Below are 16,045 nucleotides of genomic sequence, written 5' to 3' on the forward strand. Positions count from 1 at the left end.
GCGGGCGGGTCACGCGCCGCTAACGGCTCTCGCTCTGATACGAAACAATCGTCTTTTCCAGCGCGGCCCACGTGAGGCGCACGGCGTCCGGCGAATGCAGGAAGCGTGCGTCGTGATGCAGGCCGAGCGTGAAGCTGTACAACTCGAAGAGCATCAGTTCCGGATCCGTATCCGCACGCAGATGCCCTTCTTCCATCGCCTGCGAAATGGCGCGCAGCAACGCGGCACGCCAGGCGGTCACGCTCGCGATCAACTGCTCGCGCACGGGGCTGTCCGGCCGGTCGTCGTACTCCACTGCGCCGCTGATGTAGATGCACCCGGTCGTCACCTCCTGGATGCGCTTCTCGATCCAGCGCGCCAGCATCGCCCGAAGACGCGGCAGACCGCGCGACTCGCGCAGGCTCGGAAAGAACACCTCGTTCTCGAAACGATGGTGGTACTCGCGGACGACCTCGACCTGCAGGTCTTCGCGCGATCCGAAGTGCGCGAACACGCCGCTCTTGCTCATCTGCATGCGCTCGGCCAGCAGGCCGATCGTCAGCCCCTCCAGCCCGTCACGGCTGGCGAGGTCCAAAGCAGCTTCAAGTATCGCGGCACGCGTCTGTTCGCCTTTTCGCATAGCTATTTCTGTAACCGTTCGGGGGTTCGAATAAAATCGAACGGCCGTACTATTATTGAGTGCGGCCGCTCGCGAAACAAGGAAATTATTAGAAACCGGTGTCTAACCGAGCCGCTATTTTGCGCGATTCCGGCGGGACCGGAGCGGCTTTTCCGCACGAACGTGCGGACAGATTTTTGAAGCGGATACTTAGTCGGCGTCAGTCGTAACCGCCGACCGTCAGCGCCTTCATCACGACGCGGTACGTGGTGTACGCGAGCCAGTTCAGCAGCCGTTCGATGCGCGGGCGGGCGGCATAGTGCGCGGCGTCGATCTCCCGCCCTTCGGCAAACGCGGTGGCGATCGCGTCGCGCAACTGGTTCGTCACTGCATCGTAGCGCACCAGCACGACGTTCGCTTCATTGTTCAGCATCAGGCTCAGCGCGTCCAGATTCGACGAGCCGACCGTCGCCCAGTTGTCGTCGATCACGGCGACCTTGCCGTGCAGGATCGTCTTGTCGTATTCGGCCACGCGCACGCCCGCGCGCAACAGCGAGTGATACAGGAACGGCACGGCCGTATCGAGCGCCGTGAACTCCTTGCGGCCGATCAGCACCTGCACGTCGACGCCGCGCCGTGCCGCGCCCGTCAGCGCGCGGCGCAGCTTGCGGCCCGGCATGAAGTACGGATTCGCGAGCAGGATGCGCTGGCGCGCCTGGCCGATCGCCGCGAGATACGCCTTTTCGATCGCGCGGCGGTTCACGACGTTGTCGCGCGCGACGAACGCGACGCTCGGCTCCGTCACGACCCGCAGCGCGCCGGCCTTGACCCACCGGTGGCTGCGCATCCAGCGCCGGAACATGTCGGGGAACGCTTCGCCGCCGTGCAGTCCGGCCGCGTACTGCGCATACGGCTTGTGGCCGAACTGGATCCGGTGCCACTGCAGCTCGAACGCGGCGCGCACGTCGGACACCGCGGGCCCGGCCATCTCGACCGCGAAATCCCAGCGCGGAAACGGCAGCGTCGCGCTGCCCTGCGTGTAGTCGTCGACGATGTTGATGCCGCCGCAGAACGCGGCCGTCTGGTCGATCACCGCGAGCTTGCGGTGCGTGCGCGAGAAGCCGAAACGGCCGAACAGGAAACGGTTGTAGATGCAGTGCTCGACGCCGGCTTCGGCCCATGTGTCGAACAGCGGCAGGCGCGCGGTGCCGATGCCGTCGGTGATCACACGCACGCGCACGCCGCGCTGCGCCGCGCGGATCAGCGCGTCGGACACCGGACGGCCGGCCTCGTCGTCGCAGAAGATGTAGGTTTCGAGCATCACCTGCTCGCGGGCGGCGTCGATCCGCTCGATCAGCGCGTGGAAGAATTCGCCGCCGGTTTCGCACAGCCGCACCGTGTTGCCGGCCGTAAACGCGAGCCGCGACGCGGAGCCGCGCTCCTGCAGGAACATCTGCCGCAATTGCGCGAAGCGCTTGCGGGTCTCCGCATTCATGCGGACGAGCCGTGCGGCGCACGCGCGAGGGCCACGCGTGCGGGCAATTGCAGGATCGCCTCGGCGTTCGACGGCGAGAAGCAGCGCGCGGCCGCCTCGCGGAACGGCAGCCACGCATGGTCGACATGCTCGCGCGGCGACAGCGTCACGTCGACGCGATGCGGCACGCACAGGCCGAACCAGTGCTCGACGTTGCGCGTGACGCCCGGCGCATAGCGATGCAGGTATTGCGGATAGATCGTGTACTCGATCCGGTGATGCCAGTCGACGAGCGCGCTGGCCGGCACGTCCGGCGTGCCGACCGCGATGCCGGTTTCCTCGGCCACTTCACGCGCGGCGGTGAGCGCGAGCGGCTCGTCGAGCGTGTCCTTCGAGCCGGTGACCGATTGCCAGAAATCGGGCTGGTCGGCACGCTTGATCACGAGCACATCGAGGTCGGGCGTGTAGATCACGACGAGAACGGATTCGGGGATTTTCGGCGGCTTCGTCATCTTTGTTTCATGCGGCACAGGGCCGTGCGCCGGGCCTGCGCCCGAACGTGCGGCAAGTGCTGCGACTGTACCGCAAAAAACGAAAAAGGCGCATCACTGCGCCTTTTTCAGGGTGCCGTGCGTGCGTGACCGCACACACGACCGGGGGCGAAAGCGCGTTACGCCTTCGGCTGCTCCGGCTGACGCAGACGGATGTGCAGCTCGCGCAATTGACGCTCGTCGACCGGGCTCGGCGCCTGCGTGAGCAGATCCTGCGCACGCTGCGTCTTCGGGAACGCGATCACGTCGCGGATCGAATCGGCGCCGGCCATCATCGTGACGATGCGGTCGAGACCGAATGCGATACCGCCGTGCGGCGGCGCGCCGTACTGCAGCGCGTCCAGCAGGAAGCCGAACTTCAGTTGCGCTTCTTCCGCGCCGATCTTCAGCGCGCGGAACACCTTGCTCTGCACTTCCTCGCGGTGGATACGCACCGAGCCGCCGCCGATTTCCCAGCCGTTCAGCACCATGTCGTAGGCCTTCGCGAGGCAACGACCCGGGTCGGTCTCGAGATACTCGAGGTGCTCGTCCTTCGGGCTCGTGAACGGGTGGTGCGCGGCGACGTAGCGTGCATCTTCGTCGTCGTATTCGAACATCGGAAAGTCAACGACCCACAGCGGCTTCCAGCCGGCCTGGACCAGACCGTTCGCCTTGCCGAATTCCGAATGGCCGATCTTCAGGCGCAGCGCGCCGAGGCTGTCGTTGACGACCTTCGCGCGGTCGGCCGCGAAGAAGATGATGTCGCCGTCTTCGGCGCCGGTGCGCTCGAGGATCGCCGCGATCGACGCGTCGTGCAGGTTCTTGACGATCGGGCTTTGCAGGCCGTCGCGGCCCTTCGCCTTCTCGTTGACCTTGATCCACGCGAGGCCCTTCGCGCCGTAGATCCGCACGAATTCCGTGTAGCCGTCGATGTCGCCGCGCGACAGCTCGCCGCCCTTCGGCACGCGCAGCGCCGCGACGCGGCCGTCCTTCGCGTTGGCCGGCGTGCTGAACACCTTGAAGTCGACGTCCTTCATCGCGTCGGTCAGCTCGGTGAATTCGAGCTGCACGCGCAGGTCCGGCTTGTCCGAACCGAAACGCGCCATCGCTTCCGAGTACGGCATCACCGGGAATTTCGCGTCGAGCTCGACGTCGATCGTCGTCTTGAAGATGTGACGGATCATGTCCTCGAACAGGTCGCGGATTTCCTGCTCGCCGAGAAACGACGTCTCGCAGTCGATCTGCGTGAATTCCGGCTGACGGTCCGCGCGGAGATCCTCGTCGCGGAAGCACTTGGTGATCTGGTAGTAACGGTCGAAGTTCGCGACCATCAGCAGCTGCTTGAACAGCTGCGGCGACTGCGGCAGCGCGAAGAACTGGCCCGCGTTCACGCGCGACGGCACGAGGTAGTCGCGCGCGCCTTCCGGCGTGCTCTTCGTCAGCATCGGCGTCTCGATGTCGATGAAGCCCTGCTCGTCGAGGTACTTGCGCGCCTCGATCGCGACGCGGTAGCGCAGGCGCAGGTTGTGCTGCATCTGCGGGCGACGCAGGTCGAGCACGCGGTGCGTGAGACGCGTCGTTTCCGACAGGTTGTCGTCGTCGAGCTGGAACGGCGGCGTGACCGACGCGTTCAGCACGTTCAGTTCGTGGCACAGCACTTCGATCTTGCCGCTCTTCAGGCCGGCGTTGACCGTGCCTTCCGGACGGTTGCGCACGAGGCCCTTGATCTGCACGCAGAACTCGTTGCGCACGCCTTCGGCGGTCGCGAACATCTCGGCGCGATCCGGGTCGCACACCACTTGCACGAGGCCTTCACGATCGCGCAGGTCGATGAAGATCACACCGCCGTGATCGCGGCGGCGCTGCACCCAGCCGCACAGCGACACGGTTTGGCCCAGCAGGTGTTCGGTCACGAGACCGCAGTATTCAGTACGCATCGACATGATGTTTGCTTTCGTTCGGTTTGATCAACGGGCGCCGCAACGCGCGGCCCGGGCGATGATTCTTTACTTACAGCGGCGGCTCGACGGGACGGCGGGCGGGCGCCGGAGCAGGCGCCGAAGGCGCCACGACGCCCATCGAGACGATGTACTTGAGCGCGGCATCGACCGACATGTCGAGTTCGATGACTTCGCTCTTCGGCAACATCAGGAAGAAGCCCGACGTCGGGTTCGGCGTCGTGGGCACGTACACGCTCACGTACTCTTCCGTCAGATGGTTGACCACGTCGCCGCCGGGCGTGCCGGTCAGAAACGCGATCGTATACGAGCCGCGGCGCGGGTATTCGATCAGCAGCGCCTTGCGGAACGCGTTGCCGCTGCTCGACAGCAGCGTGTCCGATACCTGCTTGACGCTCGTGTAGATCGGCCCGACGACCGGGATGTGGCGCACCACCGCGTTCCACCACGTGACGAGCTTCTGGCCGATGAAGTTCTGCGTGGCCAGCCCGACGACGAAGATGAACGCGAGCGTCAGCACCGCGCCGATCCCCGGCAGATGGAAGCCGAGCATCCGCTCGGGCTGCCACGATTCGGGCAGCAGGAGCAGCGTCTGGTCCATCGTGCCGATGATGAGGCCGAGCACCCACAGCGTGATCGCGAGCGGGACGAGAACCAGCAAGCCGGTCAGGAACACCGTTTTCAGGGTCGTCTTTTTCATCATCTGCCGTCAATGAACCGCGCCTGCGGCGCGAGTGGGTCGCGACCCGGCCGGGCCGCGACGGTCAACTGCCGGCGGCGGGCGTCGCGGCCGGAGCCGGCGCGGCGCTCGTCGTCGTGGTGCTGCCCGAACTGCTCGCCGCAGCCGGCGCGGCAGCGGCGGGTGCGGCTTCCGCCGCGGGTGCTGCCGGCGCCGCGTCGCCCGACGCCGTCGCCGGTGCGCTGGCGCCGCCCGAGCCGCCGCGGAAATCGGTGACATACCACCCCGAGCCCTTCAGCTGGAAACCGGCGGCGGTCACCTGTTTGCGAAAAGCATCCTTCCCGCATTCAGGACATTGCGTCAGCGGCGCGTCGCTCATCTTCTGGAGCACGTCCTTCGCGAAACCGCACGCTTCGCATCGATAGGCGTAGATCGGCATGATATTTTTCCCGCAGAAACTGGAAACGGCTTGCAAAACCTTGAATTATAGCCGAAACCCCGGCGCGCTCCGGCAATGGCCGCGACGCCCGCGCATCAGCGACGGCGCCACGTGAGCCAGCGCTCGTGCCCGTCGAACACGGCCAGCGAATCGGTCACGGGCAAATCCTCGAGCAGCGCGAAGTGCGGCGCGAGCAGCGCATCGAGTTCCGCTCGCTCGATCCCGAACGGCGGCCCCTTCGGTTTGGCCACCACGAAGAAATAGCCGGCCAGCAATCCGCCCGTGGGCAGCAGCTCGGCCATCCGCGCCGCATAACCGGCGCGCAGGCTCAGCGGCAACGCGCACAGGAACGCGCGCTCGTACACCCACTGCACGTCGAACGGCGGCCGATACGCGAAAAAATCGGCCTGCTCGACGACGTCCGCATGCGCGCCAAGCTGCGCCTTCGCCGCAGCGACCGCCTGCGCGGCGAAATCGATCGCACGCACCGGCCAGCCGGCCTGCGCGAGCCAGCCGGCCTCCTGCGCACTGCCGCAGCCGGGAATCAGCACCGCGCACGGCTCGTGCCGCTGTGCGAATGCGCGAAACCCGTCCGGCACGCCGCCGAATTCCCACGGCGTCACGCCGCGTGCGAAACGCTCGTCCCAGAACGATGCGCTACCGGGGTCGCGCGTCGCGAAATCGGCGGCCGACGGTGCGGCCGGTTGCTTCGGATCGGACATCGCCGCGCTCCTTTCGATCAAGCGCCGTACGCGAGCGCGAGCAGCACGCGCGCGACGAGCGCCCCGACGCCGACGGCCAGGCCGAAGATCAGCAACGCCTGCAGCAGCCGGTTCGTCCGCTTCTGCTCGACGAGGACCTGACGCATCAGCTCCTCGCTCGCGGCACGCGGCGCGTCGTGGCGCGCGGCCAGTGCATGGTGGATCAGGCGCGGCAGTTGCGGCAGCGTCTTGCTCCACTGCGGCGCCTCGACCTTGAACCGCTCGTACCAGCCGCGCAGGCCGATCTGCTCGGTCATCCAGCGCTCGAGATACGGCTTCGCGGTCTTCCACAGGTCGAGTTCGGGATCGAGCGAGCGGCCGAGCCCTTCGACGTTCAGCATCGTCTTCTGCAGCAGCACGAGCTGCGGCTGGATCTCGACGTTGAAACGGCGCGACGTCGAGAACAGGCGCATCAGCACCTGGCCGAGCGAGATGTCCTTCAGCGCGCGATCGAAATACGGCTCGCACACCGCGCGGATCGCGCTTTCGAGCTCCTCGACGCGCGTCTCGGGCGGCACCCAGCCCGATTCGAGGTGGAGCGTCGCGACACGGTGATAGTCGCGCTTGAAGAACGCGAGGAAGTTCTGCGCGAGGTAATTCTTGTCGAAATCGGACAGTGCGCCGACGATCCCGAAATCGAGCGCGATATAACGGCCGAACGTGTTCGGGTCGAGGCTCACCTGGATGTTGCCCGGGTGCATGTCCGCATGGAAAAAGCCGTCGCGGAACACCTGCGTGAAGAAGATCTCGACGCCTTCGCGCGCGAGCTTCTTGATGTCGACGCCGGCCGAACGCAGCGTCTCGACCTGGCTGATAGGCACGCCCGTCATGCGCTCCATCACGAGCACCTGCGACGTCGAGAAATCCCAGAACATCTCGGGTACGAGCAGCAGGTCGAGGCCCGCGAAGTTGCGGCGCAGCTGGCTGCCGTTCGCGGCCTCGCGCATCAGGTCGAGCTCGTCGTGCAGGTACTTGTCGAATTCGGCGACGACCTCGCGCGGCTTCAGGCGCCGGCCGTCGGCCCACATGCGCTCGGTCCACGTCGCGATGTCGCGCATCAGCGCGAGGTCGGAATCGATCACCGGCAGCATGTTCGGCCGCAGCACCTTGACGGCGACGGCCTTGCCCGCGTGCACGCCCTGCTTCAGCTTCGCGAAGTGCACCTGCGCGATCGACGCGCTGGCGATCGGCTCGCGCTCGAATTCGTCGAACAGCTCATCGACCGGCGCGCCGAGCGACTTCTCGATGATCGCGATCGCGACGGCCGAATCGAACGGAGGCACCTGGTCCTGCAGCTTCGCGAGTTCGTTCGCGAAATCGACCGACAGCAGGTCGCGGCGCGTCGACAGCACCTGGCCGAACTTCACGAAGATCGGGCCGAGGCTTTCGAGCGCGTGACGCAACCGCACGGCGGGCGGATCGGAGAAGCGGCGGCCGATCGTCGTGATCCGCAACAGCAGCTTCACGCGCCGGTCGTCGATCCGGGACAGCATCACTTCGTCGAGACCAAAGCGGATGACGGTGTAGACAATCTTGATGAAACGGAAAATGCGCATGCCCTGCGGCCCTCAGTGCGCGCCGCGCGGGCCGGAACCCGTGCGCGCGCCGATTTTTTGTTCGAGTCGCTCGACCCGCTTTTCGACCCGCGCGAGCGCATCGCGTGCGCGCGCCAGTTCGGCGTCGAAGCCGCCGAGCGACGCGCGCCGGACGACCTGCGGGTTCTCGTCGAGCCAGTATTCGGCGACGGAATCGAGCACATTGCGGCCGGTGCGGCGCGCGCGCGCGCCGGCGTCGCGCACGACCGTCGCGATCCGGTACGCCGCCGCGTCGCCGAGCAGCTTCGCGAGATCTTCTTCCGGCTCCCAGCGCAGGTGCTCGGCCAGCTTCGCGATCTGCGTCGCGAATTCCGCGTCGCCTTCGATCTTCACATGCTTCATCACGGCCGCCTGGCCACCCTGCAGGAACGCGGCGACCGTGTCGCCGGCAAGCGCGATCGACACGTCGACCTGTTGCGCATCGTGCGCGTCGACGGCCGACAGATAGCCGTCGGGCTGCACCAGCAGCGTGAGCGTGACGGGAGGCACGTCGATCCGGGCAGTCTTGCCCGCATAGGGAATCAGGCGGTCGCGCGCCCACGATTCGCGCGCGAGCAAGTGGTTGACGGCAGCAGCAAAAGGCTTGGCGGCAAAGGTCATCGGGCTGGGAAAGAAAAAACCCGCGCAGGCCGGGCGCCCACGCGGGTTTCTATTGTAACGTCGGATCGGCGGCAGACCGTGCCTGACCGTACACCCGGGCGGCAAGCGGTCGCAGTGCGGCGGCCGTCGCCCGGGTGCCCGGCGGCGCGGGCCGCCGGCCACGCTCAGTGCGTGTTGATCTGCTGGATACCCGCGAGCAGCCAGCCCTGACTGCCCGACTTCGACAGGTTCCACACCTCGTCGAACGGCGCGGCCGACGTATTCGCCGATTCGCGGATCAGGCCGTGGAAGCGCACGCTCGCCGACTGCTCGATGCCGCGATCCTCGATCGCGACCAGTTCCGCGTCGAGCTGCACGACGTCGGTCTGGTTCGCGTCGTTGCCGCGCGAATCGAGGTCGATCTTGATCTCGGCGAACATTTCGGGCGTCGTGAACTCGCGGATGTCGGCCAGGTTGCCCTGGTCCCACGCCGCCTGCAGGCGCACGAAATAGACTTTCGCGCTGCGCAGGAACGCTTCGGTGTCGAAGCCGGCCGGCACCTGCAGCGGCGCCGCTGCCGCCGCAGCCGCGCCGGCGGCCGCTGCACCGCCGCCGAACACGCCCTGCGCTTCGTTCGCATAGCTGCTGCCGCTGCCCGCGTAGTTGCTGCCGGTGTTGCCCTGCTGGAACGACGGGCTTTGCGAGTAGCCGCCCGACGACGAAGCCGCGCCGCCGACCGAATACGCCGGCTCCTGCGGGCGACGGCGGTTCATGAACTTGCGGATCAGCCAGATGCCGACCATCGCGAGCAACGCGATCACGATGACGTTCGCCATCATGCTCGCGAATGCGCCGCCGAGACCGAAGTGCGACAGCAGCGCCGCGATGCCGAGACCGGCCGCGAGGCCGGCGATCGGCCCGAGCCAGCGCGAGCGGTTGGGCTGCGCGGCCGGCGTGGGCGCAGCCGGGTTCGCACGCTGCGCCTGCGACGGCGCGGCTTGCTGCATCGGCTGCTGCGCGGGCGGCGTGGCCTGGCGCTGCGTGACGGTGGAGTTCTGGCGGCCGATGCTGCGCCCGCCGCCCATGCGCCGGGCTTCGGCGTCGAGCGATGCGAACGTGCCGGCCGTGAGCAGGCCGACCATCAGCAGCGTGCCGACCCGTCGAGCCCACGGCTTCGACGGTTTGCTACGGTTGAACAACGAACGCGATTCAGACATCAGCTTCTCCGAATGTAAGACGAATGTAGGGAAAGAACCCCTTAGTACTTGGTCCCTAGGTGTAAAGCTACCACGCCACCTGACAAATTGTAATATTTGACGGCGTCGAGGCCCGCTTGTTCCATCATCGTCTTCAGCGTGTCCTGATCGGGGTGCATCCGGATAGATTCAGCAAGATACCGATAACTTTCAGCATCTTTCGCGAACTTGTCGCCAAGCCACGGTAATACTTTGAAAGAATACAGATCGTACGCCTTTTTCAGCGGATCCCAGACTTTCGAGAATTCCAGCACCATCACGCGGCCGCCGGGCTTCGTCACGCGGCGCATCTCGGCGAGCGCGGCATCCTTGTGCGTCATGTTGCGCAGCCCGAACGCGACCGTGACCACGTCGAAGTAGTTGTCCGGAAACGGAATTTTCTCGGCGTCGCACAAGAGCGACGGCGTCACGACGCCCTTGTCGAGCAGCCGGTCGCGGCCGACGCGCAGCATCGATTCGTTGATGTCGGTATGCCAGACCTCGCCCGTCGGCCCGGCCGCCTTCGCGAACGACTTGGTCAGGTCGCCGGTGCCGGCCGCGATGTCGAGCACCTTGAAGCCGGGGCGCACGTTCGCCTGTGCGATCGTGAACGCCTTCCACGCGCGGTGCATGCCCGCCGACATCAGGTCGTTCATCAGATCGTAGTTGCTCGCGACCGAATGAAACACGCCCGCCACTTTCTTCGCTTTTTCGTTTTCCTCGACGCTCTCGAAGCCGAAGTGGGTTTTGCTCATCGCGTTGATCCTCAGTAAATGGCAAGACGGCGCCGAGCGGGCGCCGTCGATTTCAGTGGCAGTGGCCGTGCGGCGCGCCGGCCGCCTGCATCGGCGCGTCGCGCTCGACGCCCGCCGCCTTCAGTTTGTCGAAATAGTCGCGCCACAGCGCGTCCTGCTGCGTCGCCAGCTCGTACAGCAGGTCCCACGAGTAGATGCCGGTCGAATGGCCGTCGGAGAACGTCGGCTGCAGCGCATAGTTGCCGACGCCCTCGAGCGCGGTGATCGTCACTTCGCGCTTGCCGGTCTGCAACGTCTCCTGGCCGGGCCCATGGCCGCGCACCTCGGCCGACGGCGAATAGACGCGCATCAGCTCGAACGGAATCCGGTAACTCTCGCCGTTCGGATACTGCAATTCGAGCACGCGCGACACCGCGTGCACGACGACGCCGGACGGAATCGGCGTCGTGGAAGTCAAACCGCTCATGCTTGCCTCGAATCGGTCATGCGTTGAATTTCCTCGCGCACCGCATTGTGCAGCAGCGAGGCCTGCGCCGCGCGCGAGCGCAGCAGCGCCTCGGACACGCTGCGCTGGCGCGGCGCCCACACGGGCTGCGGAAAATGGGCATCGTTGGAAAAACGCGGAATCACGTGCCAGTGCACGTGCGGCACCATGTTGCCGAGGCTCGCGAGATTCACCTTGTTCGGCTGCATCACGCGGCGCACGGCCCGCTCGACCGCGTAGACCACGCGCATCAGATATGCCCGCTCGGACTCGCCGAGATCGGAAAACTCGGCCACGTGCGCGCCCCAGATCACCCGGCAGAAGCCCGGGTAGTCGTGCTCGCCCGTGGCGAGCACGACGCGCAGCGCATCGTCCTGCCAGAGCACCTCGCCGCCGTCTTCACGGCAAAACACGCATTCCATCGTCGCTCCCATGTGGACGGGCGCCGGCATGGCATGCCGGCGCCCGCTCATTCCCGGCCCGGTCGGGCGGTCGTCATGCCCGCATTAGACCAGCACGCGCTCGATCCCGCCATGGTTCGCCCGTGCGACATAATCGGCCATCCAGTTCTCGCCGAGCACCTGGCGCGCGATTTCGACCACGATGTAGTCGGCTTCGAGGTTCGCGTCCTCGCTGTAGCGCGACAGGCCCTGCAGGCACGACGGGCAGCTCGTCAGGATCTTCACGTCCGGGCCGTTCGCGGCCGCGGCGGCCGGCGCCGGCGCGTCGCCCGCCACCACGGGAATCGCGCGCAGCTTCGCGGCGCCCTTGCGGATCTCCTCTTCCTTGCGGAAGCGGACCTGCGTGGAGATGTCCGGCCGCGTGACCGCGAGCGTGCCCGATTCGCCGCAGCAGCGATCGTTCTTCTCGATCTTGTAGCCGTCCTTCTCCGAACCCATCAGTTCGTTGACCAGCTTCACCGGGTCGATCGTCTTGATCGGCGTGTGGCACGGGTCGTGATACATGTAGCGCGTGCCCGTCACGCCATCGAGCTTCATCCCCTTCTCGAGCAGGAACTCGTGGATGTCGATGATCCGGCAGCCCGGGAAGATCTTGTCGAATTCGTAGCCCGCGAGCTGGTCGTAGCAGGTGCCGCACGACACGACCACCGTCTTGATGTCGAGGTAGTTCAGCGTATTCGCGACACGGTGGAACAGCACGCGGTTGTCCGTGACGATCTTCTCGGCCTTGTCGTACTGGCCCGAGCCGCGCTGCGGATAGCCGCAGCACAGGTAGCCCGGCGGCAGCACCGTCTGCACGCCGGCCTCCCACAGCATCGCCTGCGTGGCCAGCCCGACCTGCGAGAACAGCCGCTCGGAGCCGCAGCCCGGGAAGTAGAACACCGCTTCCGAATCGACGGTCGTCGACTTCGGGTTGCGGATGATCGGCACGATCTTGTTGTCCTCGATGTCCAGCAGCGCGCGCGCCGTCTTCTTCGGCAGGTTGCCCGGCATCTTCTTGTTGACGAAGTGGATCACCTGCTCGACCGCCGGCGGCTTGCCGGTCGTCGCGGGCGGGTGCTGCGTCTGCTTCGTCACGACCTTCTTCAGCATGTCGTTCGCGAAGCGCTGCACCTTGTAGCCGACGCCCATCATCACGCCGCGCGCGAGGTTGATCGTCTGCGGATTGGTCGCGTTCAGGAAGAACATGCCCGCCGCATTGCCGGCGTTGAATTTCTTCTTGCCCATCTTGCGCAACAGGTTGCGCATGTTCATCGTGACGTCGCCGAAGTCGATCTTTACCGGGCACGGCGTCGCGCACTTGTGGCACACCGTGCAGTGGTCGGCCACGTCGTTGAACTCGTCCCAGTGCTTGATCGACACGCCGCGGCGCGTCTGCTCTTCGTACAGGAACGCCTCGACCAAGAGCGACGTCGCGAGAATCTTGTTGCGCGGGCTGTACAGCAGGTTCGCGCGCGGCACGTGGGTCGCGCACACCGGCTTGCACTTGCCGCAGCGCAGGCAGTCCTTCACCGAATCGGCGATCGCGCCGATGTCGGACTGCTGCATGATCAGCGATTCATAGCCCATCAGCCCGAAGCTGGGCGTGTACGCGTTGCGCAGGTCGGCGCCGTCGAGCAGCTTGCCCTTGTTGAAGCGGCCGTTCGGGTCGACGCGCTGCTTGTACGCGCGGAATTCGGCGATCTCGTCGTCGGTCAGGAATTCGAGCTTCGTGATGCCGATCCCGTGTTCGCCGGAAATCACGCCGTCGAGCGAGCGCGCGAGCGTCATGATGCGGGCGACCGACGCGTGCGCGTCCTGCAGCATCTCGTAGTTGTCGGAGTTGACCGGGATGTTGGTGTGGACGTTGCCGTCGCCCGCGTGCATGTGCAGCGCGACGAACACGCGGCCGCGCAGCACGCGCTTGTGGATCGCCTGCGCCTCGTCGAGGATCTGCTTGAACGCGCCGCCGTTGAAGATCGCGCGCAGTTCCGCGCGGATCTCCTGCTTCCACGAGATGCGGACCGTGCGGTCCTGCGTGATGTGGAACACGGTCGCGCCCGGCTGCTCGTCCGCGCGATCCGCGAACTTCTCGGCGAGCGCCTCGTAGCCGAGCTGCACCAGGTAGTGCTGCGCCTCGCGCAGCGGCTGGTCGAGCCGGTCGCGCACGAATTCCCAGCGCGCGCGCACGCGCTTGAGCAGTTCCAGCGCCTGCTGCACACGGTCTTCCAGCAGTTCCGCGCTCGGGATCTCGTTCGCGTCGTCGGTCTTGCCGAGCGGCAGGTTGCCGCCGCGGAAGAACGCTTCGAGCGCGTCCACCAGTTGCAGCTTGTTCTTCAGCGACAGCTCGATGTTGATCCGCTCGATGCCGTCGGTGTACTCGCCCATCCGGTTCAGCGGGATGACGACGTCCTCGTTGATCTTGAACGCGTTCGTGTGCTTCGCGATCGCGGCCGTGCGGCTGCGGTCGAGCCAGAAGCGCTTGCGCGCCTCCGCGCTGACCGCGACGAAGCCTTCGCCGCTCTTGCCGTTCGCCATCCGGATCACTTCGGACGTCGCCTGTGCGACCGCGTCGGCGTCGTCGCCGACGATGTCGCCGATCAGCACCATCTTCGGAAACGCATTGCGCTTGCTCTTGGTCGCGTAGCCGACCGCGCGCAGGTAGCGCTCGTCGAGGTGCTCGAGGCCGGCGAGGATCGCGCCGCCCTGCTTCGACGTCTCGAACAGGTAATCCTTGATCTCGACGATGCTCGGGATCGCCTCGCGCGCCTGGCCGAAGAATTCGAGGCAGACGGTGCGCGTGTGCGCGGGCATCTTGTGCAGCACCCAGCGCGCGGACGTGATAAGCCCGTCGCAGCCTTCCTTCTGCACGCCCGGCAGGCCGGCGAGGAACTTGTCGGTGACGTCCTTGCCGAGCCCTTCCTTGCGGAACCGGCGGCCTTCGATCTCGAGCATTTCAGTGCGCAGCAGCTTCTCGCCGGGCGCATACGCGCCGTCGAACCACTTCAACTCGAAGCGCGCGACCGCGATGTCGTGGATCTTGCCCTGGTTGTGCTCGTGGCGCGTGACTTCGAGCCAGTTGCCGTCCGGGTCGACCATCCGCCACCAGGCGAGGTTGTCGAGCGCGGTGCCCCACAGCACGGCCTTCTTGCCGCCCGCGTTCATCGCGACGTTGCCGCCGATGCACGAGGCGTCGAGCGAGGTCGGATCGACCGCGAACACGTAGCCGGCCGCTTCCGCCGCCTCGGTCACGCGGCGCGTGACGACGCCCGCGCCGGAGAAGATCGTCGGCACCTTGTGCGCGACGCCCGGCAACTCGGTCAGTTCGACCGCGCCGAGCTGTTCGAGCTTTTCGGTGTTGATCACCGCGGAGAACGGCGTGAGCGGCACCGCGCCGCCCGTGTAGCCGGTGCCGCCGCCGCGCGGGATCACGGTCAGGCCGAGCTCGAAGCACGCCTTGATCAGGCCGGCGATCTCGGCTTCGGTGTCGGGCGTCAGCACGACGAACGGGTATTCGACGCGCCAGTCGGTCGCGTCGGTCACGTGCGACACGCGCGACAGTCCGTCGAAGCGGATGTTGTCCTTCTGCGTGCAGCGGCCGAGCGCCTTGGTCGCGCGGCGGCGCAGGTCGGCCATCTTGTCGAATTCGTCCGCGAACTCGTTGACCGCGCGCTGCGCGGCGGTTTCGAGCATCTCGACGCGCGACGCGCGCTCGCGGCCCGCGTCGTCGCGGTGCTCGGTGAGATCCGCGCTGCGGCGCTTGCCGATCTCGGTCAGGCGGTGGTTCAGCGCCTCGATCAGCAGCGCGCGGCGCTTCGGGTTGTCGAGCAGGTCGTCCTGCAGATACGGGTTGCGACGCACGACCCAGATGTCACCGAGCACTTCGTACAGCATCCGTGCCGAGCGGCCCGTGCGGCGCTCGGCACGCAGTTCGTCGAGCACCGACCACGCCTCTTCGCCGAGCAGGCGGATCACGATCTCGCGATCCGAGAAGGACGTGTAGTTGTAGGGAATCTCGCGCAAGCGGGGCGCGGGGTCGGCGGCGACGGCGGCGGCCGCGCCATGCGGATCGAAAACTTGTGGTGCGTTCATGTTCGGACGACTCGGAGGGCCGATACACCGTGCACGGGCGTCGGCAAGCGCGTAGGCGCAATCTTGGGGAAATCTGTTCTGTTACCAGGCGCGCGGCTGTCCTTCATGGGGCCGGAGCGGGCGACTCGCCCCTCCTGGCCGGCGACAGGGCCTGGCGGCACTCGGAATCATCAGCACGATCGCGCGCGGCGCGCATGCCGTTCGGCCGCGGGGCTGGCTGCGCGCGGCGTCGGCTTCAACGGTGCGATCCGAGGGTGCCTCTGCATCTTCCGAATCCTTGATTCAAAACGGAATTCTAACCCATGATCGGGCCGCCCGTGACACGCCGGACAGGTCGTGGGGCTATCGCCGCGAGCCGCGCCGGGCGGGGCTCGGCGCGATTTCATGTGATCATTCGCCGTCCGTCCGGTCGGTAACCATGCGGTT

Annotated in this window: 14 protein-coding genes; all 14 read right to left on the reverse strand. The window is 66.5% G+C overall.

All coding sequences use genetic code 11. From position 1 onward, the window contains the following. Positions 1-19 precede the first annotated feature (19 nt). On the reverse strand, positions 20-619 hold the full coding sequence (locus tag SY91_RS00220) for a TetR/AcrR family transcriptional regulator (RefSeq protein ID WP_006477846.1): 600 nt from the start codon (positions 617-619) through the stop codon (positions 20-22). A 199-nt stretch (positions 620-818) separates the two neighbouring features. Further along, positions 819-2,093, reverse strand: coding sequence for a cardiolipin synthase ClsB (gene clsB / locus SY91_RS00225; protein WP_006477845.1), 1,275 nt, complete (start codon positions 2,091-2,093; stop codon positions 819-821). Beyond that, positions 2,090-2,584 carry a dihydroneopterin triphosphate diphosphatase gene (nudB, locus tag SY91_RS00230; RefSeq protein WP_011546183.1) on the reverse strand — a complete coding sequence of 165 codons (495 nt, stop codon included), beginning with the start codon at positions 2,582-2,584 and terminating at the stop codon, positions 2,090-2,092. The genes clsB and nudB overlap by 4 nt, the downstream gene beginning before the upstream one ends. Positions 2,585-2,742: 158 nt before the next feature. Next, on the reverse strand, positions 2,743-4,545 hold the full coding sequence (gene aspS, locus SY91_RS00235) for an aspartate--tRNA ligase (RefSeq protein ID WP_006477843.1): 1,803 nt from the start codon (positions 4,543-4,545) through the stop codon (positions 2,743-2,745). Positions 4,546-4,612: 67 nt separating this feature from the next. Further along, positions 4,613-5,263 (reverse strand): DUF502 domain-containing protein, encoded by a 651-nt coding sequence (locus tag SY91_RS00240; RefSeq protein WP_006477842.1) that lies wholly within the window; start codon positions 5,261-5,263, stop codon positions 4,613-4,615. Between the two features lie 61 nt (positions 5,264-5,324). Next, positions 5,325-5,678, reverse strand: coding sequence for an FmdB family zinc ribbon protein (locus tag SY91_RS00245; RefSeq protein WP_011546185.1), 354 nt, complete (start codon positions 5,676-5,678; stop codon positions 5,325-5,327). Between the two features lie 95 nt (positions 5,679-5,773). Continuing rightward, positions 5,774-6,400, reverse strand: coding sequence for an SAM-dependent methyltransferase (locus SY91_RS00250; protein WP_023477303.1), 627 nt, complete (start codon positions 6,398-6,400; stop codon positions 5,774-5,776). A 17-nt stretch (positions 6,401-6,417) separates the two neighbouring features. Then, positions 6,418-7,995: a ubiquinone biosynthesis regulatory protein kinase UbiB gene (ubiB, locus tag SY91_RS00255; protein ID WP_006487907.1), complete on the reverse strand. Its 1,578-nt coding sequence runs from the start codon at positions 7,993-7,995 to the stop codon at positions 6,418-6,420. Between the two features lie 12 nt (positions 7,996-8,007). Then, a complete protein-coding gene (locus tag SY91_RS00260) occupies positions 8,008-8,634 on the reverse strand; it encodes an SCP2 domain-containing protein (protein WP_006477839.1) in 627 nt (208 codons plus the stop codon). A 164-nt stretch (positions 8,635-8,798) separates the two neighbouring features. Then, complete coding sequence (locus SY91_RS00265; protein WP_006477838.1) at positions 8,799-9,830, reverse strand: Tim44 domain-containing protein; 1,032 nt, start codon at positions 9,828-9,830, stop codon at positions 8,799-8,801. 41 nt (positions 9,831-9,871) lie between these two features. Next, on the reverse strand, positions 9,872-10,603 hold the full coding sequence (gene ubiE / locus SY91_RS00270; RefSeq protein WP_006477837.1) for a bifunctional demethylmenaquinone methyltransferase/2-methoxy-6-polyprenyl-1,4-benzoquinol methylase UbiE: 732 nt from the start codon (positions 10,601-10,603) through the stop codon (positions 9,872-9,874). Positions 10,604-10,655: 52 nt separating this feature from the next. Beyond that, a complete protein-coding gene (locus SY91_RS00275) occupies positions 10,656-11,069 on the reverse strand; it encodes a gamma-butyrobetaine hydroxylase-like domain-containing protein (RefSeq protein WP_006487879.1) in 414 nt (137 codons plus the stop codon). After that, a complete protein-coding gene (locus SY91_RS00280) occupies positions 11,066-11,509 on the reverse strand; it encodes an HIT family protein (RefSeq protein ID WP_023477302.1) in 444 nt (147 codons plus the stop codon). Before SY91_RS00280 ends, SY91_RS00275 begins: the two co-directional genes overlap by 4 nt. An 84-nt stretch (positions 11,510-11,593) precedes the next feature. Continuing rightward, positions 11,594-15,619 (reverse strand): DUF3683 domain-containing protein, encoded by a 4,026-nt coding sequence (locus tag SY91_RS00285; RefSeq protein WP_006477834.1) that lies wholly within the window; start codon positions 15,617-15,619, stop codon positions 11,594-11,596. Between the last annotated feature and the right edge of the window lie 426 nt (positions 15,620-16,045).

This window comes from Burkholderia cenocepacia (assembly GCF_014211915.1).
In the GTDB taxonomy this organism is placed as follows: domain Bacteria; phylum Pseudomonadota; class Gammaproteobacteria; order Burkholderiales; family Burkholderiaceae; genus Burkholderia; species Burkholderia orbicola.